The sequence below is a fragment of the Massilia sp. BGA-UO-ETr-WB1 genome (genome assembly GCF_059567845.1).
In genome coordinates, this window is record NZ_JCAQOT010000024.1 from 679731 (window position 1) to 706160 (window position 26430).

Sequence of the window (26430 nt, forward strand, 5' to 3'; positions counted from 1 at the left end):
GTCCTGTTCGTAAAATTATTTGTTCCCGGCGATCCACTGATCGACCTTGGCTTCCAGCAGGCTGAGCGGCACGGTGCCGTCGCCCAGCACCACCTCGTGGAAGGCGGGCAGATTGAATTTCGGGCCCAGCGCCTTCTCGGCGCGTTCGCGCAGCGCGCTGATGCGCAGCTGGCCGATCTTGTAGCCCAGCGCCTGCCCCGGCCATGCCATGTAGCGTTCCGTCTCGCTCTTGGCGCGGCCTTCGAAGCCCAGCGTGTCGCGCATGTAGGCGATGGCCTGCTCGCGGGTCCAGTCTTTCGAGTGCAGGCCGGTGTCCACCACCAGGCGCGCGGCGCGGAACAGCGCGGCGTTCAGGTGGCCGAAGTATTGCGCCGGATCGTCGAACACGCCCATCTCGTTGCCCAGCGATTCCGCGTACAGCGCCCAGCCCTCGGTGTAGGCGTTGTTGCCGCCGAATTTGCGGAAGTCCGGCATGGCCAGTTCCGGCATGCGCGCCAGGTGGAAGTGGTGGCCCGGTTTGCCTTCGTGCAGATACAGCGTGGTCATGCCGGTGGCGTTGTACTTGGTGGCGTCGTTCACCACCGACCAGAACACGCCGGGCCGGCTGCCGTCGGTGGACGGCGCGGTGTAGTGGTTGGCGGCGGTGGCGCGCGTCAGTTCGGGTTCCAGCTGCAGGTCCAGCTTCGCTTTCGGCAGCACGGAGAACATGGCCGGCAGCTTGCTGTCGAGCAGGGCGTTCAGCTGGTGAAACACGGCCTGCACTTCGGCGTCGGTCTTGAAGGGGAAGAACTGCGGCTGCTTCGACACCCACAGCGGCAGGCCGGCCGCCGGGCCGGTGTAGCCCAGCTTGACGCCCACCGCCGCCATCTGCTGCTGGATGCGCGCCACTTCCTGCAGGCCGATGGCGTGGATCTCGTCCGGCTTGAGCGCGGTGGTGGTTTGCAGCGCCACGTAGGCCTGGTACCAGGCCGCGCCGTTCGGCAGCGCGCCGTAGCCGGCGGTGTCGCGGCAGGCCGGCAGGTAGTCTGTTTCGATGAAGGCGGCCAGGCGCGCCAAGGCCGGCAGCACCCTGGCGCCCACCGTGTCGCGGTAGGCGGCGGCCAGGCGCTGCTTGTCGGCCTCGGCGAAGGCGGCGGCGGGCAGCTTCTTCACCGGGGTGGCGTAGACGCTGCTGTCGGCGGTGGCGGCGGCCAGCGATTTCAGTTGCGGCAGCAGGGAGGCCATCAGCGCCTTCGGCTGCACCACGCCCTTGCGCATGCCTTCGCCCATATTGACGATGGCCTGGTCTATCCAGCCCGGCAGCTGCTGCAGGCGGCTCAGGTAGGCCTCGTATTCCTTGACGGTGCCGATCGGCTGCGGGCCTTCGCCGCTGGCCAGGTTGGCCAGCATCACCGGCATGCTGCTCATCTGCTCCAGCGGCAGCAGGTGGTCGGGGAAGGCCGCCAGCGACAGCAGCGCCTTCAGTTCGAAGTCCAGGATGTCGTAGCTGATGCGGTCTTCGCGGCCCAGCTGCGCGCGCGGAATGGCCTGCAGGCGCCTGGCGTACTGGCGGTACAGCGCGAACTGCCGCTCGCGCCGCTGCGGCGAGATGGTCAGGCCGAGCTGGTCGTCGTAGCGGTTGTTGCCGCTGCCGGTGGCGTTCATCGGATCGAAGCGCGCCACGGCGTCGTAGTATTCGTCGGCCAGGGCCAGCAGGCGTTTTTGCGCGGGCGCGGCCGGCTTGGCCGGAACGGCTGGAGCGGCTGCCGTGGCCGGGGCGGCGGCGGCGGCATTGTGTGCCAGCGGCGCTACGGCGAGCAGCATGGCGGTAGCCAGTGCTGCGGGCTTGATGCGGAGTTTCATGCGGCGTTTCCTATGGTGGGTAAGTGGGAAAGCTAGTTGGCCAAACGCGATTCGTACAGCGCCGCCACCAGGTCGGACTGGGTGACGATGCCGGCGAAGCGCTGCTCCTCGTCCACCACCGGAATGTGGTGGAAGCCGGCGTCCGCCATCAGCGGCACCAGGTCGACGATGGGCGTGGACAGCGTGGCCACCGTGGGCTTGGTGGTCATGATCTGGCCCACCACCTCGGCCTTCTCGGTGTGCGTCACGCCGGTGCGGCGCAGGAAGCGGCGCAGCTTCTGGGTCACGGTATGGTAGTCGTCCAGGCCGCTGTGGTCGAGGAAGTCGCTCTGCGTGACGATGCCGATCACGCGGCGCGCGCGGTTCAGCACCGGCAGCGCGGCCACTTTGCGCGCGCGCATGTCGCGCCAGGCCGTTTCCAGTTCCGTGCCGAATTCGGCCGTCGCCACGTCCTTGGACATGATGTCGCCGCAGGAGATCACGCCGAAGCGGCGCTGGTAGGCGCGCATCTCGGTTTTCAGGAAGATCTCTTCCAGGTCGTCGCGGCTCACGTCGAGCACCTGGTTGTACTGCTTGAGCACCGCGTCCAGGTCTTCCGGCTTGAAGCCCAGGCGCAGCGTGGGCAGCGGGTCCCGCGTGGCGTGCGGGTTGGCGTGCGCCGGCTGCTGCAGGTGCGGGTAGCGGCGCCCGGTGAGGTTGTTGTACAGGATGGCCACGGCCACCATCATCAGCGAGTTGATCAGCACCGGAACCAGCGGGAACTCGAAGCCGGCCGCGTGGACCGCGGGGCCGCCCATCACCACCGTCAGCGCCACCGCGCCGCCCGGCGGGTGCAGGCAGCGCAGCACGAACATGGCGCCGATGGCCAGCGCCACGGCCAGCGCGGCGATCGGCACCGAATCCCCCAGCCAGCGCACGCAGGCCGCGCCCACCAGGCCGGACAGCACATTGCCGCCGACCACCGACCAGGGCTGGGCCAGCGGGCTGGCCGGCAGGCAGAACAGCAGCACCGCCGAGGCGCCCATGGGGCCGACCAGGAAGATGTGCGACGGTTCATTGGGCAGCAGGTAGCGGCACAGCAGGCCGGTGATCAGCAGGGCGAGGATGGCGCCGCTGCAGGCGCGGGCGCGTTCGCGGAAGCTGGTGTGGCTTTGGGCTGGCAGCAGCGAGGCTAAAAAATTCATGCAGGCAATCCGTGGGAGACGAGGTGCAGAGGTAATTCAGTCGTGAATTTTATCTGTTCCATGGAGAAAGCGGACGATACCCCCGTCAGCTGCACGGCCTTGATCAGCTTCTTGTAAAAACGGTCATAGCCTTCGATGTCGGTGGTGACCACCTTGAGCAGGTAGTCGATGTCGCCGCTCATGCGGTGGAATTCCTGCACCTCCGGCAGCGCCTGCACGGCGGCGGCGAAGCGCGCCAGCCACTTCTCGTCGTGCTGGCTGGTGCGCACGCTGACGAACACCGTCACGCCCAGCCCGGCCTTGCGGCGGTTGACGATGGCCACGCGCTTGTCGATATAGCCTTCCTCCTCCAGCCGTTTCAGGCGCTTCCAGCACGGCGTGCTGGACAGGCCAACCTTCTCGGCCAGGTCGGCAATCGACAGCGTGCCGTCCAGCTGCAGGGCGCCCAGGATGGCGTAATCGTAACGGTCTAGATGGTTCATTCTATAAATTGGTAAAAGATAGCATATTCATTCCATATTATGCGCCTTTGCAGTGTGATTTTGGAATATATGATTCGGCGCCAGTGCGTAAGCTGTTGAGTATCAGAAATCCCGCACAGTGCCTATCATGACTCCAGAAATCTACCTCGACGGCAACGCCACCAGCCCCGTCCTGCCCGCCGCCATCGCCGCCGCCGTGCGCGCCATGCAGGACTGCTACGGCAACCCCAGCAGCAGCCACACCACCGGCCTGCAGGCCAGGGCGCTGCTGGACGGCGCGCGCCAGCGCGCGGTGCGCCTGCTGGGCGTAGAGCAGGGCCGCCTGATGTTCAACAGCGGCGCCACCGAGGGCATCCAGACCGCCGTGCTGTCGGCGCTGTGCGCGCTGCGCGAACGGCGCGACGCGGGCCAGGCCATCGGCTCGCTGCTGGTGTACGGCGCCACCGAGCACAAGGCGGTGCCGGAAGCGCTGGCGCACTGGAACCGCCTGCTGGGCCTGGACCTGGAGCTGAGCAAGCTGCCGGTCGACAGCGACGGCCGCCACGACCTGCAGGCGCTGCGCGCCGTGCTGCCGCAGGCGGCCATGCTGTGCACCATGGCGGCCAACAATGAAACCGGCGTGCTGACGGACATCGCCGGCATCGAGGCGCTGCTGGAGGAAACCGGCTGCGGCGCGTACTGGATGGTGGACTGCGTGCAGGCGCTGGGCAAGTTCCGCCTGCGCCTGGCGCGCAGCCGCATCGATTACGCGCCGTTCTCGGGCCACAAGCTGTATGCGCCCAAGGGCATCGGCATGCTGTACGTGCGCCAGGGCGCGCCGTTTACGCCGCTGATCGTGGGCGGCGGGCAGGAGGCCGCGCTGCGTTCGGGCACCGAGAACATGGCCGGCGTGGCCGCGCTGGACGCGGTGCTGGCGGCGCTGGAGCAGGGCGGCGTGTTCCGCCCGCACGACGTGCTGTGCACCTTCCGCGAGCGCCTGGCGGCCAGCCTGCGCCGCGCGCTGCCGGGCGTGGTGTTCAACGCCGCCTTCGAGCACGCGCTGCCGACCACGCTCAATTTCTCCGTGCCGGGCCTGTCCAGCAAGGAGCTGATGGATGTATTCGACGCGGCGGGCGTGCGCGTCAGCTCGGGCAGCGCTTGCTCGGCCGCCAAAGCTGCGCCCAGCTATGTGCTGCAGGCCATGGGCGTGCCGGACTGGCGCGCCGCCAGCGCCATCCGCATGTCCTTCGGCCCGCTGGCGGACGAGGCGTCCATCGCCCGCGCCTGCGAGCGCATCGAGCGCTGCGGCGCCGCGCTGCGCGCCAGCGGCGTGATCGCGCAGGACGGCGGCTTGCCGGCGCAGGACGGCGTGCTGCAGCTGGGCAGCGGCGGCGCATGCAGCTGGCTGGTGCACGACGCGGCCAGCCGCAGCTGCGTGGTGATCGATCCGCAGCCGGAATTCGCCGAGCGCATCGTGGCCCACGTGCGCGGCCTGGGCTACCGCGCGGTGGCCGTGCTGGGCACCACGCCGGGCGCCGACCTGGCCACGCTGTCGCGCGCGCTGAACGTGGCGCCCGGCGCGGATGCGTTCGGCTGGCCGGCCGGCACGGCTGGCGATGAATTGCTGGCGCTGGGTGGCCAGGCGGGTGGCGCAATGCTGAGGCGCGTGCCGGCGGGCGCGCGCCAGGCGGCGTATTTGTTGGGCCAGCCGGCCTGCGGCGCCTTGCCGGCGTCCGCCGTGCGCCACGCTTTCATCGGCGCGCTGGAGCCGCAGCAGCTGGCCGGACTGGTGCACGCGGATACCTTGCTGTGCGCCGCCAGCGATGCGCAGCAGCCGTTCTGCAGCAGCCTGCAAGCACAGGCGCAAGCGCCTGCCCCAACGCCTGCCGCCGGCGAGCCGCACCCGGATCTGCACCTGGACGCGGCCGCGCTGCAGGCGCTGCTGCAGCGGCATCCGAACGCGCTGCTGGTCGACGTGCGCGAAAGCCATGAACACCTGGTGGGCGCGCCCGCTGCGCCGTGGGGCGGCAAGGTGGTCAGCGTGCCGCTGGGGCAGCTGGCGGGCCAGATCCCGGCCTGGATGGCGGCGCCCGCGCCGGTGCCGCTGGTGTTCTTCTGCCGCAGCGGCAACCGCAGCACCAAGGCCGCGCAATGCCTGCGCCGCCTCGGCTACGCCCAGGCCTACGACCTGGCCGGCGGCATGGCGCTGGGCATGCCGCCGGCGGCCGCGCTGGCGCTCGCTGCATGACGGCGGCACGGGCCCGCAAAGCACGCTGTTGACTTGAGGAACTCATCATTACTGCAGGGCGTATGTCTTTCTGTACGTCAGCGCACCGTCACGTGCCGTGCGCCTCCGTAACATTGCTTGGACCATACTTGACAATGCTTGTCAGGGTAGATTGCGAGGTCCAAGTTGAACGAACATCCGATACTGTTGCCAAGTGCGACGATAGGTTTCCGGGAGGTCAGTACCGGTGCGCTGCAGGGCGGGGCGCAGGACGACGACTCCCCCTTGCGCGCGGAACTATTCAGTGCGCAACAAATGGCGGCCCACGGCAAGACGCTGGCCGAAACCCATGAACTGAGCAAGCGCGGCGGCCCGGACCGCCTGCTGGCGCGCCTGGCCGAGAATGCCGACGTCATCTCCCAGACCTGCGACGAGCTGACCGCCGCCGTCAAGAATTCGCGCCAGATCACGCCCGCCTCCGAGTGGCTGCTGGACAACTCCTACCTGATCGAAGAACAGATCCGCACCGCGCGGCGCCACCTGCCGAAGGACTACAGCAAGGAGCTGCCGCGCCTGTCGAAAGGCGCGCCGGACGGCACGCCGCGCGTGTACCAGATTGCGCTGGAAATCATCGCCCACGGCGACGGCCGGGTCGACCCGGAAAGCCTGTGCCGCTTTGTCGACGCCTACCAGGAAGTGTCCACGCTGAAGCTGGGCGAACTGTGGGCCATCCCCATCATGCTGCGCCTGGCGCTGATCGAGAACCTGCGCCGGGTGGCCGCGCGCGTGGCCGAGAACCGCATCGAGCGCGACCTGGCCAACACCTGGGCCGACCAGATGATGGACATCGCCGACAAGAACCCCAGCGGCCTGATCCTGCTGGTGGCCGACATGGCGCGTTCCAACCCGCCCATCACCAGCGGCTTCGTGGCCGAACTGGCGCGCCGCCTGCAAGGCCAGAGCGCCACCCTGACCCTGGCGCTGACGTGGATCACGCACCGCCTGGCCGAGTCGGGCCAGACCATCGAGCAGCAGATCCAGACCGAGATCCAGCACCAGGCTGCCGAGCAGGTGTCCATCGCCAACAGCATCGGCAGCCTGCGCTTCCTTGGCACCATGGATTGGCAGGAGTTCGTCGAAACCATGAGCGCGGTGGAGCAGACCTTGCGCATGGACCCGGCCGACATCTACGGCGAGATGGATTTCGCCACCCGCGACCAGTACCGCCACGTGATCGAGAAGCTGGCCAAGCGCTCGCCGCACAGCGAATCCGAAATCGCCGTGATGGCGCTGCAGCTGGCCAGCGCGCGGCGCGACGGCGCGGACCCGCGCCACGCCCACATCGGCTACTACCTGGTGGGGCGCGGCGTGCTGATGCTGGAACAGCAGGCCGGCGTGCGCCTGCCGCCGCTGGCCTCCCTCCAGCGCACCACGCGCGCCTCGCCGCTCACCTCCTACCTGGGCGCGATCGCCGCCATCACGGTGGTCATCAGCGGCCTGCTGGTGGAACGCGCCGGCAACCAGGGCGTGGAAGGCTGGCAGCTGGCCGTGCTGGCGCTGCTGGCGGTGCTGTGCAGCAGCCAGCTGGCGCTGGCGCTGGTGAACTGGGCCGCCACCCTGCTGACGCGGCCCAACCCCTTGCCGCGCATGGACTACAAGCACGGCCTGCCGTCCGACGCGCGCGCGCTGGTGGTGGTGCCCACGCTCATCTACAGCAAGGAGAACGTGGCCGAACTGTGCGAACAGCTGGAAGTGCGCTTCCTGGCCAACCGCGACATCAACCTGCGTTTCTGCCTGCTGACCGACTTCGCCGACGCCAATGAGGAAGTGCTGCCGGGCGACGCCGCGCTGCTGCAGCAGGCGCAGGAGGAAATCCGCCGGCTCAACGAACTGTACACGGCCGGCGCGGACGCCACGCCGCGCGGCGCCGCGCCCACCGCCGGGCCGCAGGGCAACGCGCCGGCCGGCCCCTTCCTGCTGCTGCACCGGCCGCGCCTGTGGAACGCGTCCGAGAACGCGTGGATGGGCCGCGAGCGCAAGCGCGGCAAGCTGGAAGACCTGAACCGCTTCCTGCGCGGCGGCGCGCGCGACCGTTTCTCGCTGGTGGTGGGCGACACCAGCGACCTGGACACCTTCAAGTACGTCATCACGCTCGACACCGACACCAAGCTGCCGCGCGACGCCGCGCGCCAGTTCGTGGCCACCATGCAGCATCCGCTGAACCGGCCCGTGATCGACCCGCGCCGCAACCGCGTGATCGACGGCTACGGCATCCTGCAGCCGCGCGTGGCGGTCAGCCTGCCGAGCGAGCAGGCCTCGCGCTACGAGAAGCTGTGCGGCGGCGAGCCGGGCATCGACCCCTACACCCGCACCGTGTCCGACGTCTACCAGGACGTGTTCTACGAAGGCTCGTTCATCGGCAAGGGCATCTACGACGTGGACGTGTTCGAGCGCGTGCTCGGCGCGCGCCTGCCGGACAACCGCATCCTCAGCCACGACCTGCTGGAAGGCTGCTACCTGCGCGCCGGCCTGCTGAGCGACGCCCAGCTGTACGAGCAGTACCCGGCCCGCTACAGCGACGACATCAGCCGCCGCCAGCGCTGGATGCGCGGCGACTGGCAGCTGCTGTCCTGGGTGGTGGGCAAGGTGCCGCTGCGCGGCGGCCAGCGCGAACGCAATCCGCTGTCGGCGCTGTCGCGCTGGAAGCTGTTCGACAACCTGCGCCGCAGCCTGGTGGCGCCGGTGCTGACCTTGTCGCTGCTGCTGGCCTGGAGCGCGCTGCCCAACCCGTGGTTCTGGACCCTGGCCGTGCTGGCGGTGATCTTCGTGCCGCCGCTGGCCAGCTCCCTGTACGACCTGCTGCACAAGCCGCGCGACACCCTGTGGACGCAGCACGTCAACGCCACCGCGCGCCGCAGCGGCATGCAGTTCTCGCACGCGCTGCTGACGCTGGTGTTCCTGCCCTACGAGTCCTACTTCGGCCTGGACGCCATCGCGCGCACCATGTGGCGCACGCTGGTGTCCAAGCGCCGCATGCTGCAATGGCGCGCCTCGGCGCTCACCCGCGGCGGCAACGATCTGGCCGACTACTGGCGCACCATGTGGGCCTCGCCCGCGCTGGCGCTGGCGGCCGGCGCGGCGCTGCTGGCCTGGCGGCCGCAGTCCTTCGCCGCGGCGCTGCTGTTCCTGGCCGGCTGGCTGGCCGCGCCCGTGGTGGCGTGGTGGATCAGCCAGCCGCTGCGCCGCGAACAGGCCGCGCTGAGCCCCGAGCAGGACACCTTCCTGCATATGCTGGCGCGCAAGACCTGGGCCTATTTCGACACCTTCGTCGGCCCCGAGGACAACTGGCTGCCGCCCGACAATATGCAGGAGCATCCGGTGCAGGTGATCGCGCACCGCACCTCGCCCACCAATATGGGCATGGCGCTGCTGGCCAACCTGTCGGCGCACGACTTCGGCTACATCTGCGGCGGCCAGTTGGTGGCGCGCACCGCCGGCACGCTGGAGGCGATGGCCAGGCTGGAGCGCCACCAGGGCCACTTCTACAACTGGTACGACACGCTCACCATGAAGCCGCTGTACCCGATCTATATCTCGACGGTGGACAGCGGCAACCTGGCGGGCCATCTGCTCACCCTGCAGCAAGGCTTGCTGCAGCTGGCGGACCAGCCCATCGTGGGGCAGCAGGTGGTGGACGGCATCGGCACTTCCATCCTGGTGCTGATGGAGGCGGTGGCGCAACAGGCGCCGGGCAGCGGCGGCGGTGTCGACGTGCCGGACGAGCTGATCCAGCTGCAGAAAGAGATCGCGCCGCTGCGGCCGCTGTACCCGGCCAACCTGATCGAGCTGCACGCGTGGCTGAAGCGCGCCGCCGCCGCCAGCGCGCAGTATGTGAACGGCGGGCAGCCGTCCGACGCCACGGTGCGGATGTGGGCCAGTGCGCTGGCGGTGCAATGCCAGGCCGCGCTGGACGACCTGCTGCTGCTGGCGCCCTGGGTGACGGCGGGCGAGGTGTTCGACGCCAACCTGCTGCGCATTCCCACGCTGCGCGAACTGGCCGCCATGCCGCAGGGCACGCAGGGCTTTGCCCAGACCGACCTGGCGCCGGGCGAGCGCGAACGCCAGCAGCTGCTGGGCGGCCTGGTGGCGCAGGGCGCCGCGCAGGCGCGCCAGCGCCTCGAGAAGCTGGCCGACCTGGCGCGCCAGGCGCAGGAATTCGCCCAGGTGGAATATGGCTTCCTGTTCAACCCCACCACCAATCTGCTGGCCATCGGCTACAACGTCACCGAGCGCCGGCTGGACGCCAGCTATTACGACCTGCTGGCCTCCGAAGTGCGGCTGGCCAGCTTTGTCGCCATTGCCCAGGGCCAGCTGCCGCAGGAGCACTGGTTCGCGCTGGGCCGCCAGCTGTGCATGCTGGGCGGGAAGCCGGTGCTGCTGTCCTGGAGCGGCTCCATGTTCGAGTACCTGATGCCGCTGCTGGTGATGCCGAACTACCCCAGCACCCTGCTGGACCAGACCTACAATTCCGTGATCGGCGCGCAGATCGACTACGGCAAGCAGCGCAGCGTGCCGTGGGGGATCTCCGAGTCCGGCTACAACACGGTGGACGCGGCGCTCAACTACCAGTACCGCGCCTTCGGCGTGCCGGGCCTGGGCCTGAAGCGCGGCTTGGCCGACGACCTGGTGGTGGCGCCGTACGCGTCCATGATGGGGCTGATGGTGCACCCGGAAGCGTCCTGCGCCAACCTGCAGAAGATGGCCGGCCTGGGCTTCATGGGCCGCTACGGCTTCTACGAGGCGATCGACTACACGGCGGCGCGCCTGCCGCGCGGCCAGAACCACGCGGTGATCCGCTCCTTCATGGTGCACCACCAGGGCATGGGCTTGCTGGCGCTGAGCTACCTGTTGCACGACCGGCCGATGCAGCGCCGCTTCGAAGCGGATCCGCTGCTGCAGTCGACGCTGCTGGTGCTGCAGGAGCGCAGCCCGCAGGCCGGCGCCTTCTATTCCAACACCGCCGAGCAGGCCGCCATCCGCACCGTGGCGCAGGAACAGGCGCAGCCGATGCGCATCCTGACCCAGCCGAACCAGCCGGTGCCGGAAACCCAGCTGCTGTCGAACGGCCGCTACCACGTGATGGTGACCAGCGCCGGCGGCAGCTACAGCCGCTGGAAGGACCTGGCGGTGACCCGCTGGCGCGAGGACAGCACGCGCGACAACTGGGGCAACTTCTGCTACGTGCGCGACCTGGACGACGGCACCTACTGGTCCACCACCTACCAGCCGACGCTGGCCGAGCCGCGCAAGTACGAGGTGATCTTCTCCGAAGGCCGCGCCGAGTTCCGGCGCAGCGACCGCGACCTGGAGCTGTACACCGAGATCGTGGTGTCGCCGGAGGACGATATCGAGATGCGGCGCACCCGCATCACCAACAAGTCCGAACGCCGCCGCACCATCGAGGTGACCAGCTTCGCCGAGGTGGTGATGGCGCCGGCGCCGGCCGACGCGGCGCACCCGGCCTTCTCCAAGCTGTTCGTGCAGACCGAAATCCTGCCGCAGGAAACGGCCATCCTGTGCACGCGCCGTCCGCGCGGCAAAGCCGAGCACATGCCGTACATGCTGCACCTGATGACCCTGCACGACGCGGCCATCAGCAACGTTTCCTACGAAACCGACCGCGCGCGCTTTATCGGGCGCGGCAACACCGCCATCGCGCCGCGCGCCATGACGCAGGCCGGCCCGCTGAGCGGCGCCGAAGGCTCGGTGCTGGACCCCATCGTGGCGATCCGCTACCAGATCGTGCTGGAGCCGGACGAATCGGCCACGGTCGATATCGTCACCGGCATGACCGACACGCGCGAATCGGCGCTGCACCTGATCGACAAATACCAGGACCGCCACCTGGCCGACCGCGTGTTCGAACTGGCCTGGACCCACAGCCAGGTGGTGCTGCGCCAGCTCAACGCCAGCGAAACGGACGCGCAGCTGTACGGCCGCCTGGCCAACAGCGTGATCTACCCGAACGCCTCGCTGCGCGCGGACGCGGGCATCCTGAGCAGGAACCAGCGCGGCCAGTCCGGCCTGTGGGCCTACGCCATTTCCGGCGACCTGCCCATCGTGCTGCTGCAGATCCGCGACCCGGCCAACATCGAGCTGGCGCGCCAGATGGTGCAGGCGCACGCCTACTGGCGCCTGAAGGGGCTGGTGGTGGACCTGGTGATCTGGTACGAGGACCTGTCCGGCTACCGGCAAGCCCTGCAGGACCAGATCATGGGCCTGATCGCCTCCGGCATCGACGCCCAGGCCATCGACCGGCCGGGCGGCATCTTCGTGCGCATGGGCGAGCAGATCGCGCCCGAGGACCGCATCCTGCTGCAGTCGGTGGCGCGCGTCATCATCAGCGACGAGCGCGGCACCCTGGCCGAGCAGCTCAAGCGGCCCGGCCCGGCGCCGCTGCGCATGCCGCCGCTGATGGCGGACCCGCGCGGCGAGTACGACGAGGCCGGCCCGCACCTGCACACCCCGCAGGGGCTGCAGCTGGGCAACGGCATCGGCGGCTTCTCGGCCGACGGCAGCGAGTACGTGATCGTCACCAGCGAAGGGCAGCGCACGCCCGCGCCGTGGTCCAACGTGCTGGCCAATCCGCAGTTCGGCAGCGTCATTTCCGAAAGCGGCCAGGCCTACACCTGGCAGGAAAACGCGCACGAATTCCGCCTCACGCCGTGGCACAACGACCCGGTGTCCGACAGCAGCGGCGAGGCGTTCTACCTGCGCGACGAGCAGAGCGGCCATTTCTGGTCGCCCACCGCCTTGCCGGCGCGCGGCAGCGGCGACTACGTCACGCGCCACGGCTTCGGCTACAGCACCTTCGAGCACACCGAGGCCGGCATCGCCACCGAGCTGACCACCTACGTGGCGCTGGACGCGCCGCTGCGCTACACCGTGCTCAAGGTACGCAACGATTCGCAGGTGCCGCGCCGGCTGTCGGCCACCGGCTACGTCGAGTGGGTGCTGGGCGACATGCGCTCCAAGTCCGGCATGCACATCGTCACCGAGCTCGATCCGATCAGCGGGGCGCTGTTCGCGCGCAATCCGTACAACACCGAGTTCTCCGGCCGGGTGGCCTTCTTCAACGCCGACGCCACCACCCGCTCGGTGACGGCCGACCGCACCGAGTTCCTGGGCCGGAACGGCACGCTGGCCGATCCGCAGGCGCTGCGCCGCATGCGCCTGTCCGGCAAGGTGGGCAGCGCGCTCGACAGCTGCGCCGCGATCCAGGTGCCGTTCGACCTGCTGCCGGGCCAGGAGCGCGAGATCGTGTTCCTGCTCGGCCTGGGCGGGCGCCGCAACGCCGACGCCTCCAGCATGGTGCAGAAGCACGGCGGCCGGGCCGCCGCGCGCGAGGTGCTGCAGGCCGTGCGCGCGCACTGGAACAAAACGCTGGGCGCGGTGCAGATCGCCACGCCGGAAGCGTCGCTGGACGTGATCGCCAACGGCTGGCTGATGTACCAGACCATCGCCTGCCGCATGTGGGCGCGCAGCGGCTACTACCAGTCCGGCGGCGCCTTCGGCTTCCGCGACCAGCTGCAGGACGCGATGGCCATGGTGCACACCGAGCCGCAGCTGCTGCGCGACCATATCGTGCTGTGCTGCGCGCACCAGTTTCTGGAAGGCGACGTGCAGCACTGGTGGCACCCGCCGTCGGACCGCGGCGTGCGCACCCACTGCTCGGACGACTACCTGTGGCTGCCGCTGGGCGTGGCGCGCTACGTGACCACCACCGGCGACCTGACGGTGCTGGACGAGGTGGTGCACTTCCTGGAAGGCCGCCCGGTCAAGCCGGAGGAGGACTCCTATTACGACATGCCGACCCGCTCCGGCGTCACCGGCAGCGTGTACGAGCACTGCGTGCGGGCCATCCGCAACGGCTTGCGCTTCGGCGTGCACGGCCTGCCGTTGATCGGCTCCTGCGACTGGAACGACGGCATGGACAAGGTGGGCGAGGAAGGCAAGGGCGAGAGCGTGTGGCTGGCCTTCTTCCTGTACGAGGTGCTGCAGCGCTTTGCCGAGGTGGCCGAGCGCCACGACGGCGCGGCGTTCGCGGCCGAGTGCCGCGAGGAGGCCCGCAAGCTGGCCGCCAACGTCGAGCAGAACGCGTGGGACGGCGAGTGGTACCGCCGCGCCTACTTCGACGACGGCACGCCGCTCGGCTCGCACGAGAACGAGGAATGCCAGATCGATTCGATCTCGCAGAGCTGGGGCATCCTGTCTGGCGCGGCCAGCAAGGAGCGCGTGCACGGCGCGATGGCGCAGGTGGACAAGCGCCTGGTGCGGCGCGACTTCGGCCTGATCCAGCTGCTCGATCCGCCGTTCGACAAGGCCGACCTGAATCCCGGCTACATCCGCGGCTACGTGCCGGGCGTGCGCGAGAACGGCGGCCAGTACACGCACGCGGCCATCTGGACCGTGATGGCGTTTGCCAAGATGGGCGACGTGGAGAAGGCCTGGGAGCTGATGCGCATGATTAATCCGGTGCAGCACGGCAGCACGCCGGAATCGAGCGCGGTGTACAAGGTGGAGCCATACGTGGTGACGGCGGACGTGTACGCCGTGTCGCCGCACGTGGGGCGCGGCGGGTGGAGCTGGTACACCGGGTCATCGGGCTGGATGTACCGCCTGATACTGGAGTCCCTGCTGGGCCTCACGCGCACGGCCGACAAGCTGACGCTGGCGCCGCGCATCCCCGCCGCCTGGCCGGGCTACACGCTGACCTACCGCTACGGCGCCAGCGTGTACACCATCGCGATCCAGCGCGAAGGCGCGGCCGGCCTGACGGTGGACGGCGCCGTGCAGTCCGGCGCCGAGATCCAGTTGGTGGACGACGGCCAGCCGCACGCGGTGACGCTGACGCTTTAGATGCCGAAGGAGGCCCCGGCTCCCAGCAGCGTGGCAACGCCGATGGCCGCGAAGATGGCGGCGGCGATGCCGTGCACCAGCTTGAGCGGAATCTTCGCCGCCACGCTCTTGCCCAGGTAGACCGCCGGCACATTGGCCAGCATCATGCCGAAGGTGGTGCCCGCGACGACGGCCAGCAGGCTGTCGAAGTGCGCCGCCAGGGCCACGGTGGCGATCTGCGTCTTGTCGCCCATCTCCGCCAGGAAGAAGGCGATCACGGTGGCCGCGAACACGCCGTACCTGGCGCTCGGCTGCTCGTCCTCGTCGATCTGGTCCGGCACCAGTATCCATGCCGCCATCGCCAGGAAGGACACGCCCAGCACCCAGCGCAGCACGTCCGGCCCCATCAGGCCGGTGATCCAGCTGCCCAGCGCGCCGGCGAAGGCGTGGTTGGCCACCGTGGCGGTGAAGATGCCCAGCACGATAGGGACCGGACGGCGGAATTGCGCGGCCAGGCAGAATGCGAGCAGCTGGGTTTTATCGCCGATTTCAGCGAGGGCAACGATGCCGGTGGAGAGGAGAAATGCTTCCATGTGATGAGGTCTTCAGGGCCGGACGTTAACCAAAGATCCAGGAGCGACTCCGGCCCAAAGCGGCCGCTCCTCGATCGATAGTCTCGCCAAGCTGCGCGGCATCGCACCGTGTGCGTGCTGCGGCCACCTGCGCCACGGCCTGCGGGCCGATTATGTTGACGCAGATTCTTCCGGTGGGACCGGAAGCCGACTACTCCCTAAAGTTCTTTTCGCATTGTATCAGACTGGCCCGCAGAGTGAAAAAAGCATCCCTTGTATGCTATTCTGCTCCGCGCCCTTTCTTAACCAAAGAAGCCTATGCAAAACCATACCTCCCTGCGCTTGCTGTTGTGCGCGCTGCTGGCCCAGGCGGGAACCGCCGCCCTGGCGCAAGACCCGCTCAGCTACGCCCGCTACGACCAGGTCCGCACCACGGACCTGCACCTGGACCTGAAAGCGGACTTCAGCCGCAAGACCCTGAGCGGCTACGCCGAACTGACCCTGAACTGGCTCGACAAGTCGGCCCGTTCGCTGGTGCTCGACACGCGCCAGCTCAGCATCGCCAAGGTGCAGGTGCTGCAGCCGAACGGCCGCTGGAGCGCGGCCTCCTACATGATGGACAAGCCGGACGCCGAAAAGGGCCAGGCGCTGCGCATCGCGCTGGCCAGCCAGCCGCAGAAGGTGCGCGTCTATTACCGCACCGCGCCCACCGCGTCCGCGCTGCAGTGGATGACGCCGCAGCAGACCATGTCGGGCAAGCGCCCGTTCATGTTCAGCCAGTCCGAAACCATCGACGCGCGCTCCTGGGCGCCGGTGCAGGATACGCCCGCCGTGCGCTTCACCTACAGCGCCCGGGTGGACGCGCCGTCCGGCCTGCGCGTGGTGATGAGCGCCGAGAACGACCAGAAGGGCACCGGCCAGGGCGGCTGGAAGTTCAAGATGCCGCAGCCGATTCCGTCCTACCTGCTGGCCATCGCCATCGGCGAGATCGAAGTGCGCAACCTGGGCCCGCGCACCGCCGTGTATGCCGAGCCGGCCCGCATCGATGCCGCCGCCTACGAGCTGGCCGACACCGAGAAGATGATCGACGCCGCCGAGTCGCTGTACGGCCCCTATCGCTGGGGGCGCTACGACATGCTGGTGCTGCCGCCGTCCTTCCCCATCGGCGGCATGGAAAATCCGCGCATGACCTTCCTCACGCCCACCATGATCGCGGGCGACCGCAGCCTGGTGGACCTGATCGCGCACGAACTGGCGCACTCCTGGTCCGGCAACCTGGTCACCAACGCGTCGTGGAAGCACTGGTGGCTGAACGAAGGCTTCACCACCTACGTCACCACCCGCATCGTGGAAAGCCTGTACGGCGCCGAAGTGGCGCAGATGGGCCTGCAGCTGGAGCAGGAGGAGCTGTTCGCTTCGCTGAAGGACATCCCGGCGCCGAAGCAGGCGCTGATCACGCGCGACCCGGACACCGGCAGCGCCACCTACACCGACGAAGGCCTGGCCTATCCCAAGGGCGCCTGGCTGCTGCACACGCTGGAGCAGCGCGCCGGCCGCGCCGTGTTCGATCCCTTCCTGCGCGGCTGGTTCGACCAGCACGCCTTCCAGTCGGCCACCACCGAGCAGTTCCTGAGCTATCTGCAGAAAAACCTGCTGGCCCAGCATCCCGAAGTGATGACCCAGGCCGAGCTGGACGAATGGCTGTACGGCCCGGGCGTGCCGGCCAGCGCCAAGCGCGTCACGTCGCCGCGCCTGGCCGGCCTGGACGCGCAGCGCGACGCCTGGCTGGCGGGCGAGCTGGCCACCACCAGCCTGGCCACCAAGAACTGGATCGCCATCGAGTGGATGCACTTCCTGAACGACATCGACGGCAAGGCCAGCGCCGCGCAGCTGAAGGAACTGGACCAGGCCTTCGGCCTGGCCAAGAGCGGCAACAACGAAGTGGCGTTCCGCTTCTACCTGGCGTCCGTGAAAGCGGGCTACGACGTGCGCGCGCCGCTCAACAGCTTCCTGATGAGCGTGGGCCGCAAGAAGTTCGTGCTGCCGCTGTACGCGGCGCTGCTGAAGAACCCGGCCGAGCGCGACTGGGCGCTGGCGCTGTACAAGCAGGCCCGCCCGCGCTACCACCCCGACACCCAAAAAGCAGTCGATAAGCTGCGGGAGAAGAAATGAAGGTAATGCGTACCCAATTGCGTACCCGGTTCGCCGGCGCCAGACTGGCCGCCGCGCTGCTGCTGGCGTTCAGCACCACCGCCTGGGCCGCCGCCCCGGCCGCCGATGCCGCGCAGCCGGACGCCGCGGCCGCCGCGGCCGCCGCATCCGCGCAGTCCGCCTTCGACCTCGACGCCGACGTGAACCGCGTCCTGAAAACCTTCGACGTGCCCGGCATCGCCATTGCCATCGTCAAGGACGGCAAGGTGGTCGCCGCCAAGGGCTACGGCGTGCGCAAGCTGGGCGAACCGGCGCCGGTCACCGGCCGCACGCTGTTCGAAGTGGCGTCCAACTCCAAGGCCTTCACCGCCGCCGCGCTGGCCATGCTGGTCGACGAAGGCAAGCTGAAATGGGACGACCCCGTCACCAAACACCTGCCCGGCTTCCAGATGTACGACTCCTACGTCACCGGCGCCATGACCGTGCGCGACCTGCTGACCCACCGCAGCGGCCTCGGTCTCGGCGCGGGCGATTTGATGTGGTGGCCGACCTCGAACTTCACCAGCGACGAGATCATCGAGCGCCTGCGCTACATCAAGCCGGCCACCAGCTTCCGCAACAGCTACGCCTACGACAACCTGCTCTACATCGTGGCCGGCAAGATCATCGCCGACAAGGCCGGCAAGCCCTGGGGCGAGGCCGTGCGCGAGCGCATCCTGGCGCCGCTGGGCATGGACGGCACCACCACCAGCGTGGCCGCCATGCTGGAGACGGCCGACTATTCGGCGCCGCACAGCAAGGTCGGCGAGACCACCACCGTGGTCAAGCCCATGCCGGTGGAGAACGCCATCGGCGCGGTCGGCATCAACACCAGCGCCGAAGACATCGCACGCTGGATGAACATGCTGCTGAACGGCGGCAAGGCGCCGGACGGCCGGCAACTGGTCAGCGAAAAGCAGCTGGCGGAAATGTGGACCGCGCAGACGCCGATGAAGATCAGCGAACCGAAGCCGCCGCTGGCCGCCACCAGGCCGAACTTCGCCGCCTACGGCCTGGGCTTCCAGCTGCGCGACTACCGCGGCCGCAAGATCGCCCTGCACGGCGGCGCGCTGCAAGGCTTCTACTCGCGCGTGCTGCTGGTGCCGGAAGAAAAGCTGGGCATCGCCATCTTCACCAACGCCGAGAACAGCGGCTCGATGGCGGCGCTGCAATGGCGCCTGCTGGACCAGTACATGAACGCGCCGGCGACCGACTGGATCGGCATCGTCTCGGCCGACGAGCAGGCCAAGCACAAGGAAGAACTGGCAAAGGTGGGCAAGGCCGCCTCCGCGCGCGCGGCCAAGTCGCAGCCCTCGCTGGCCCTGGCCGCGTACGAAGGCGAATACCAGGACGCCTGGTACGGCCTGGTCACCATCAAGCGCGAAGGCCAGAAGCAGGTGATGCGCTTTGTGAAGACGCCGGACCTGGTGGGCGACCTGGAGCACTTCCAGCACGACTCCTTCATCGTGCGCTGGCGCCAGCGCAACTTCAACGCGGACGCCTACGTGAGCTTCGCGCTGAACCCGGACGGCAGCATCGAGCGCATGAAGATGAAGCCGGTATCGGCCGAAACGGACTTCAGCTACGACTTCGCCGACCTGGACCTGAGGCCGGTGCCGCCGCCCAAGAAGTAATCACGGCAGCCGCAGCTGGAACACGCGGCGCTTGCGCGCCGTGATCTCGTCCATGCCGCGCTGGAAGGCGGGGATGCTGTTGAACAGGCGTTCAAAGCTGCCGTCCTTCTGCGCCATGCGCAGCCCGCGCTCGATGCGCGCGGCCAGCTCCGGCCTGTTGCGGCTGACGAAGAAATAGAACGGCACGCGGTAGTGCAGGAAAATGGTGGGCTCGACCTGCAGTCCTTCGCCCGGATGCTGCTCCAGCTCCGACCATGCCTCCTGCACGCCGCGCGGCATATAGTCGAAGCGCTTCACGCGCAGCATGGGGAACAGGTATTCATAGCCGCCCGAGGTCTCCACCGGCAAGCCGTTAAAGCGCAGCACCCCGGTTGACGGCCAGTTGGTGCCGGCGCCGGCCTTCAGCTTGCGCAGGTCGTCCAGCGTGCGCACCGCCGCGAAGCGGGCCGCGTCCTCGCTGCGGATCAGGAACACGCGGTAATCGTTCAATTCCTTGATCAGCGAAATGCGCACCGGCAGCAGCTCGGCTTCGCGCTGGCGATCGGTGCCGTCCCACATCACGTTGATCACGCCATTGTTTTTGAGTTCGGCATTGCGCCGCAGGCTGGTCAGCTCCTGGCCGTAGTGGGCCAGTTCGTACGGCCCGTCGCTGGCCACGGTCTTGTCCAAGGCAAGCTTCAGCAGGCGGGGGAAATAGGCGGCGTGCTCCTTCGCGCTGGGGGAGACGGCGGGCAGCACGAAGCGATGCATTGCCGGCGGCGCGGCTGCCGCCCGCTGCGGAACGCAGCAGGCCAGCAGCAGGGACAGGAAAAAATAAAGCTTGATCATCACGCCGCTATAGTAGCGCATGGCGGCGCGATCCGGCTGCATGCGGCCGAGTGCGGCCGCTTGCAGCCGCTTAGGCCTTGGCCTCGTCGGCGATGAAGCGGTACACCAGCGCGCCCAGCACGGCGCCGGCGATCGGCGCCAGCCAGAACAGCCACAGCTGGCTTACCGCCCAGTCGCCCACGTACACGCCCACGCCGGTGCTGCGCGCCGGGTTGACCGAGGTGTTGGTGACCGGGATGCTGATCAGGTGGATCAGCGTCAGCGCCAGGCCGATCGGCAGCGGTGCGAAGCCGGCCGGCGCGCGGCGGTCGGTGGCGCCCAGGATCACGATCAGGAACATCATCGTCATCACGACTTCGGTCACCAGCGCGGCGGTCAGCGAGTAGCCGCCCGGCGAGTGTTCGCCGTAGCCGTTGGAAGCCAGGCCGCCGGCCAGGCTGAAGCCGGCCTTGCCGCTGGCGATCAGGTACAGCACGCCGCCGGCGGCGATGGCGCCCAGCACCTGGGCCACGATGTAGGGCAGCAGCTTGTTGGCGGGGAAGCGGCCGCCGGCCCACAGGCCGATCGATACCGCTGGATTCAGGTGGCAGCCCGAGATGTGGCCGATGGCGTACGCCATGGTCAGCACCGTCAGGCCAAACGCCAGCGACACGCCCAGCAGGCCGATGCCGACCCCGGGAAACGCCGCCGCCAGTACCGCGCTGCCGCAGCCGCCCAGCACCAGCCAGAAGGTGCCGACAAACTCTGCGCCATATGCTTTCATATATACCCCTTAGTAAATTTAACGAATTAACAATTTATACCGGGGTGCAAGAAATGTCCATCCTTCGATGCGGCGGCGGCGCGCTGAAAACCGCTATGGCTTGACGAACTTGAGCGTCATGCGGTCGCTTTCGCCGATGGCCTGGTACTTGGCGCGGTCCTTGTCCTTGTTGGTGTAGGTTGGCGGCAGCGCCCACACGCCGCCTTCATGGTCGGCCTTGTCCTTCGGGTTGGCGTTGACTTCCGACTTGGCAGCCAGCTTGAAGCCGGCGTTCTCCGCCAGCTTGATCACATAGGCTTCGTGCACGTAGCCCGAACTGGCCTTCTCGTCCTGCTTCATGCTGGCCGGCAGGCGGTGCTCCACCACGCCGAACACGCCGCCCGGCTTGAGCGTGTCGTACACGCTGGCGAACAGCGCCTTCACGCTGGCGTCGCCGTTGCCGATCCAGTTGTGGATGTTGCGGAAGGTGAGCACCATGTCCGCGCTGCCTTTCGGCGCGTAGCTGAACACATTGTTGTTCGGCTCGAAGGCGCCCAGCACCACTTTGTCGTAGGAGGCCGGTACCGCGTTCAGCTTGTCCTGGAAGCGGGCGGCGGCCTTGCGGACGTTTTCGTTGGCCGAGCCGGGCGTGCTGCCGGCGGCGATCAGCTTGCCGTCCTTGCGCAGGTAGGGGCCGAGGATCTCGGTGTACCAGCCGCCGCCAGGGGACAGCTCCACCACCGTCATGGTGGGCTTGATGCCGAAGAAGGTCAGCGTTTCATAAGGATGGCGTGCCGGGTCGCGCGCCACGTTGGCAGGCGTGCGCGCCGGGTTGGCGATGGCGGCCTTGAGGGCGTCGTCGGCCAGGGCCAGGCCGGGGGCGGCCAGGCCGCATGCGATCGCTGCGCCGAGGATGAATTGTTTCATGCATGTCTCCAGGTTGTTGACGACGCGTGGCGGTCGTCTGCGCCGATCATCGGGGAACTCGCGGGCCGGGTCAAGCAGATTCGATAGTGTCCGCCGCGCCCTTGCCGGACACTGAGCGGACACTCGCGCGGACACATCGGACACCCGCCGCTTGCGTTTGGCAAGCCGGGGTCCGGCAAATGACAGGAGTGTGACGGCTGCACCGGAAAGATTTGCAATGGCACAAAACTTGCGTCATGGTGTACTTTCCGGCGAAGGTTCTTTTGGAGAGATTATGGAACGACGTGCATTCCTCAATATCAGTGGTTTGGCCCTGGGCACCATGCTGCTGCCCGCATACGGCAGGGCGATCGCGGCCGAAGAGCTGCTCAAGCCGGCGGACACCGCCTTCAAGAAGATGCTGGCCGATACGGCCATGACGGCCGCCACCCAGGCCGGCGCCAGCTACTGCGACGTGCGCATCGGCCGTTACCTGAACCAGTTCCTCACCACGCGCGACCTGAACGTGGAGAACATCACCAATACCGAATCGGCCGGCGTCGGCGTGCGCGTCATCGCCCACGGCGCCTACGGCTTCGCCGCCACCAGCGACGTGTCGCCGGACGGCGTGGCGGGCGCGGCGCGCCAGGCGGTGGCCATCGCCAAGGCCAACGCCAGGCTGCAAAGCGCGCCGCTGCAACTGGCGCCGGTGACCGGCGCGGGTACCGTGTCCTGGGCCACGCCCTACAAGAAGGACTGGCGCGCGGTGCCGATCAAGGAAAAGGCCGAGCTGCTCATCGCCGGCAACAAGGCCGGCCTGGACGCGGGCGCGAGCTTCATGCAGTCCTTGCTGTTCCAGGTGAACCAGCAGAAGTATTTCGCCTCCACCGACGGTTCCTATATCGACCAGGACGTGCACCGCCTGTGGGTGCCGTTCTTCGCCACCGCCGTGGACAAGACCACCGGCAAGTTCCGCTCGCGTTCCGGCCTGTCGTCCCCAGTCGGCATGGGCTACGAATACCTGGACGCGCGCAAGGAAGACAAGTTCCAGGCCGCCGGCGGCGTCACCACCCTGTACCGCAATTCCTACGACCTGATCGAGGACGCGCGCAACGCCGGCAAGCAGGCCAAGGCCAAGCTGTCGGCCAAGTCGGTCGAGCCGGGCAAGTACGACCTGGTGCTCAGCCCTGAGCACATGTGGCTCACCATCCATGAATCCGTGGGCCACCCGACGGAACTGGACCGCGTGCTCGGCTACGAGGCCAATTTCGCCGGCACCAGCTTCGCCACGCTGGACAAGTGGCAGTCGAAGAAATTCAAGTACGGTTCCGACATCGTCAACATCGTCGCCGACAAGACCACCCCTGGTTCGCTGGGCGCGGTCGGCTACGACGACGAAGGCGTGAAATGCAAGCGCTGGGACATCATCCGCGACGGCGTGCTGGTGAACTACCAGGCCACGCGCGACCAGGCCCACATCATCGGCGAGAAGGAATCGCACGGCTGCTCCTACGCGGACAGCTGGAGCAGCGTGCAGTTCCAGCGCATGCCCAACGTGTCGCTGGAGGCGGGCAAGAAGAAGCTCACGCCGGACGAAATGATCAAGGACGTGAAGAAGGGCATCTATATCGTCGGCGACGGTTCCTTCTCGATCGACCAGCAGCGCTACAACTTCCAGTTCGGCGGCCAGCTGTTCTATGAGATCAAGGACGGCAAGATCACCCGGCCGCTGGAAGACGTGGCCTACCAGTCCAACACCCAGGAATTCTGGAACGCCTGCTCCGCCATGTGCGACGAGCGCGACTGGCGCATGGGCGGCTCCTTCTTCGACGGCAAGGGCCAGCCATCGCAGTCGTCCATCGTCTCGCACGGTTCGAGCACCACGCGTTTCAACGGCATCAACGTGATCAACACCGCCCGCAAGATCGGTTAAGGACAGGACGACGACATGAAGATTTTGAGTCAGGAAGAAACCAAGCGCATTTGCGATAAAGTACTGTCGCTGTCCAAGGGCGACGAGTGCGAAGTGAAGGTGACCGGCAGCCGCACCGGCAATATCCGCTACGCGCGCAACGCCGTGTCCACCGCCGGCCTGGTGGAAGACAGCCAGCTGGCCGTGGCGGTCTCGTTCGGCAAGAAGCAGGGCGTGGCCACCATCAACGAGTTCGACGACAAGTCGCTGGAAAAAGCCGTGCGCCGCGCGGAAGACCTGGCGCGCCTGGCGCCGGACAATCCGGAGTTCATGCCCACCGTATCGAAGCAGGAATACAAGGCCAGCAACACCTACAGCAAGAGCACGGCGGCCATCGACCCCGACTTCCGCGCGCAGGTGGCCGCCTACAGCATCGAGAACAGCCGCAAGAACAAGCTGCAGGCGGCCGGCTTCTTCACCGACAGCACCTCGTTCGAGGCCATCGCCAACTCCAGGGGCGTGTTCGGCCACCAGGAAGAGACCGGCGTGAACTTCACGCTGACGGTGCGCACCGAGGACGGGCGCGGTTCGGGCTGGGTGCGGCGCGACGCGGGCGACGTGAACAAGTTCGACGCGCGCGAAGCGTCCGACGTGGCGATCGAAAAAGCGCTGCGCTCGGTGGACGCCAAGGCGCTGGAGCCGGGCCGCTACACGGTGATCCTGGAGCCGGCCGCCACTTCCGACCTGCTGGCCTATATGTTCGGCGCCCTGGACGCGCGCAGCGCGGACGAAGGCCGCAGCTTCCTGTCCAAGAAGGGCGGCGCCAACCGCCTGGGCGACAAGCTGTTCGACGAGCAGGTCAATATCTGGTCCGACCCGTGGGACAAGGACATCGCCGTCACGCCGTGGGACAACAATACCTACCTGGCGCGCGAGCGCATGGACATCGTCAAGAACGGCAAGGTCGCCGCGCTGGACTACTCGCGTTTCTGGGCGCAGAAGCAGGGCAAGCGCGCCGTCGGCTCGCCGGGCAACTTCATCATGGCCGGCACCAACAAGGAGACGGCGGAGCTGATCGCCAACACCAAGAAGGGCGTGCTGGTCACCCGTACCTGGTACATCCGCATGGTGGACCCGCAATCGCTGCTGCTCACCGGCCTCACGCGCGACGGCACCTTCTACATCGAGAACGGCAAGATCAAGCACCCGATCAAGAACTTCCGCTTCAACGAAAGCCCGGTCACCATGCTGAACAACATCGATGAACTGGGCAAGCCGGTGATACTGGGCGGCGACGAATCGCCGTACAAATTGCTGATTCCGGCGATGAAGGTGCGCGACTTTAACTTCACGTCCCTGTCGGACGCGGTGTAAATCAGGAGAGATTGTGGAACGACGTACATTTCTGAAAGTAGGGGCCATCACCGGCGGCACCCTGCTGGTGCCGGTGTTCGGCAACGCCATCGCGGCTGAAGAGCTGCTCAACCCGATGGCGGTGCAGTTCAAGAAATCGCTGGCCGACGCCGCGATGAACGCGGCCACCAAGGCCGGCGCCAGCTACTGCGACGTGCGCATAGGCCGCTACCTGAACCAGTTCATCACCACGCGCGACCTGAACGTGGAAAACATCGTCAACACCGAATCGAGCGGCGTGGGCGTGCGGGTGCTGGCCAACGGCGCCTACGGCTTCGTTTCCACCAACGTGATGACGCCGGACTCGGTGGCCGAAGCCGCGCGCCAGGCGGTGGCCATCGCCAAGGCCAACGCGCGCCTGCAGGCCGAGCCGGTGCGCCTGGCGCCCGTCAAGGGCGTGGGCGAGGTGGCGTGGGCCACGCCGTTCAAGAAGGACTGGCGCACGGTGCCCATCAAGGAAAAGGCCGAGATGCTGATCGCCGCCAACAAGGCCGGCATGGACGCGGGCGCCAGCTTCATGCAGTCCACCCTGTTCCAGGTGAACCAGCAGAAGTACTTCGCCTCCACCGACGGCTCCTATATCGACCAGGACGTGCACCGCCTGTGGGCCCCGTTCACCGCCACCGCCGTGGACAAGAGCAGCGGCAAATTCCGCACCCGCCAGGGCCTGTCCTCGCCGGCCGGCATGGGCTATGAGTTCTTCGACGCCAAGCCGCAGCACAAGATCCGCGCGCCGGGCGGCGTCACCACGCTGTACAAGGACGGCTACGACCTGATCGAGGACGCCCGCGCGGCCGGCAAGCAGGCGCGCGAAAAGCTCAGCGCCAAGACCGTGGAGCCGGGCAAGTACGACCTGGTGCTCAGCCCCGAGCACCTGTTCCTCACCATCCACGAATCCGTCGGCCACGCCACGGAGTTGGACCGCGTGCTGGGCTACGAGGCCAACTACGCTGGCACCAGCTTCGCCACGCTGGACAAGTGGCAGTCGAAGAAATTCAAGTACGGCTCCGACATCGTCAACTTCGTGGCCGACAAGACCGCGCCGGGCGCGCTGGCCACCGTGGGCTACGACGATGAAGGCGTGCAGTGCAAGCGCTGGGACATCATCAAGGACGGCGTGCTGGTGAACTACCAGGCCACGCGCGACCAGGCCCACATCATCGGCGAGAAGGAATCGCACGGCTGCTCGTACGCGGACAGCTGGAGCAGCGTGCAGTTCCAGCGCATGCCCAACGTGTCGCTCCAGGCCGGCAGGAAGCAGCTCACGCCGGACGAGATGGTCAAGGACGTGAAGAAGGGCATCTACATCGCCGGACGCGGTTCCTTCTCGATCGACCAGCAGCGCTACAACTTCCAGTTCGGCGGCCAGCTGTACTACGAAATCAAGGACGGCAAGATCACCCAGCCGCTGGAGGATGTGGCCTACCAGTCCAACACCCAGGAATTCTGGAACGCCTGCTCCGCCATGTGCGATGAGCGCGACTGGCGCATGGGCGGCTCCTTCTTCGACGGCAAAGGCCAGCCTTCCCAGGTCAGTGCGGTGTCGCACGGATCGAGCACCACGCGCTTCAACGGCGTGAACGTCATCAACACCGCCCGCAAGATCGGCTAAGGAGCTAGC

Annotated in this window: 14 protein-coding genes and 1 riboswitch; of the genes, 7 read left to right on the forward strand and 7 right to left on the reverse strand. The window is 67.7% G+C overall.

Features of this window, described 5'->3' with window-relative positions; translation table 11 throughout:
* Positions 1-15 precede the first annotated feature (15 nt).
* From AC56DV_RS16240 to AC56DV_RS16250, 3 genes are read right to left on the reverse strand one after another with little or no spacing between them, the layout of a single operon-like run.
* On the reverse strand, positions 16-1842 hold the full coding sequence (locus AC56DV_RS16240) for a DUF885 domain-containing protein (RefSeq protein ID WP_496315300.1): 1827 nt from the start codon (positions 1840-1842) through the stop codon (positions 16-18).
* A 32-nt stretch (positions 1843-1874) separates the two neighbouring features.
* The gene (locus AC56DV_RS16245; RefSeq protein ID WP_496315301.1) at positions 1875-3026 is read right to left on the reverse strand and encodes an HPP family protein; all 1152 of its coding nucleotides are present in this window, start codon (positions 3024-3026) and stop codon (positions 1875-1877) included.
* Positions 3023-3508, reverse strand: a complete 486-nt coding sequence (locus AC56DV_RS16250) for an Lrp/AsnC family transcriptional regulator (protein WP_496315302.1) — start codon at positions 3506-3508, stop codon at positions 3023-3025. Before AC56DV_RS16250 ends, AC56DV_RS16245 begins: the two co-directional genes overlap by 4 nt.
* Before the next feature lie 127 nt (positions 3509-3635).
* Here AC56DV_RS16250 and AC56DV_RS16255 point away from each other — a divergent pair, with 127 nt between their 5' ends.
* Complete coding sequence (locus tag AC56DV_RS16255) at positions 3636-5735, forward strand: aminotransferase class V-fold PLP-dependent enzyme (RefSeq protein ID WP_496315303.1); 2100 nt, start codon at positions 3636-3638, stop codon at positions 5733-5735.
* Positions 5736-6029: 294 nt separating this feature from the next.
* Positions 6030-14633 (forward strand): glycoside hydrolase family 94 protein, encoded by an 8604-nt coding sequence (locus AC56DV_RS16260; RefSeq protein WP_496315304.1) that lies wholly within the window; start codon positions 6030-6032, stop codon positions 14631-14633.
* On the opposite strand, the gene AC56DV_RS16265 is transcribed toward AC56DV_RS16260, so the two are convergent.
* On the reverse strand, positions 14630-15205 hold the full coding sequence (locus tag AC56DV_RS16265; protein ID WP_496315305.1) for a TMEM165/GDT1 family protein: 576 nt from the start codon (positions 15203-15205) through the stop codon (positions 14630-14632). The two genes, AC56DV_RS16260 and AC56DV_RS16265, sit on opposite strands and share 4 nt — an antisense overlap.
* 15 nt (positions 15206-15220) lie before the next feature.
* Positions 15221-15403, reverse strand: a riboswitch (yybP-ykoY riboswitch).
* A gap of 99 nt (positions 15404-15502) precedes the next feature.
* Here AC56DV_RS16265 and AC56DV_RS16270 point away from each other — a divergent pair.
* Both AC56DV_RS16270 and AC56DV_RS16275 read left to right on the forward strand, forming a co-directional pair.
* Positions 15503-17356, forward strand: coding sequence for a M1 family metallopeptidase (locus AC56DV_RS16270; protein ID WP_496315306.1), 1854 nt, complete (start codon positions 15503-15505; stop codon positions 17354-17356).
* A 5-nt stretch (positions 17357-17361) separates the two neighbouring features.
* Positions 17362-19008, forward strand: coding sequence for a serine hydrolase (locus AC56DV_RS16275; protein ID WP_496315307.1), 1647 nt, complete (start codon positions 17362-17364; stop codon positions 19006-19008).
* On the opposite strand, the gene AC56DV_RS16280 is transcribed toward AC56DV_RS16275, so the two are convergent.
* From AC56DV_RS16280 to AC56DV_RS16290, 3 genes are all read right to left on the reverse strand, one after another.
* Positions 19009-19878: a transporter substrate-binding domain-containing protein gene (locus tag AC56DV_RS16280; RefSeq protein WP_496315308.1), complete on the reverse strand. Its 870-nt coding sequence runs from the start codon at positions 19876-19878 to the stop codon at positions 19009-19011.
* A 28-nt stretch (positions 19879-19906) separates the two neighbouring features.
* A complete protein-coding gene (gene aqpZ, locus AC56DV_RS16285) occupies positions 19907-20599 on the reverse strand; it encodes an aquaporin Z (protein ID WP_496315309.1) in 693 nt (230 codons plus the stop codon).
* A 93-nt stretch (positions 20600-20692) separates the two neighbouring features.
* On the reverse strand, positions 20693-21505 hold the full coding sequence (locus AC56DV_RS16290; protein WP_496315310.1) for a class I SAM-dependent methyltransferase: 813 nt from the start codon (positions 21503-21505) through the stop codon (positions 20693-20695).
* A gap of 274 nt (positions 21506-21779) precedes the next feature.
* Between AC56DV_RS16290 and AC56DV_RS16295 the strand changes: the two genes are divergently transcribed.
* Genes AC56DV_RS16295 through AC56DV_RS16305 form a run of 3 tightly spaced genes read left to right on the forward strand, consistent with a single transcriptional unit; the run spans position 21780 to position 26421 of the window.
* Positions 21780-23417: a TldD/PmbA family protein gene (locus AC56DV_RS16295; protein WP_496315311.1), complete on the forward strand. Its 1638-nt coding sequence runs from the start codon at positions 21780-21782 to the stop codon at positions 23415-23417.
* A gap of 15 nt (positions 23418-23432) precedes the next feature.
* On the forward strand, positions 23433-24770 hold the full coding sequence (locus AC56DV_RS16300) for a TldD/PmbA family protein (RefSeq protein ID WP_496315312.1): 1338 nt from the start codon (positions 23433-23435) through the stop codon (positions 24768-24770).
* Between the two features lie 13 nt (positions 24771-24783).
* A complete protein-coding gene (locus AC56DV_RS16305) occupies positions 24784-26421 on the forward strand; it encodes a TldD/PmbA family protein (RefSeq protein WP_496315313.1) in 1638 nt (545 codons plus the stop codon).
* Positions 26422-26430: the final 9 nt, after the last annotated feature.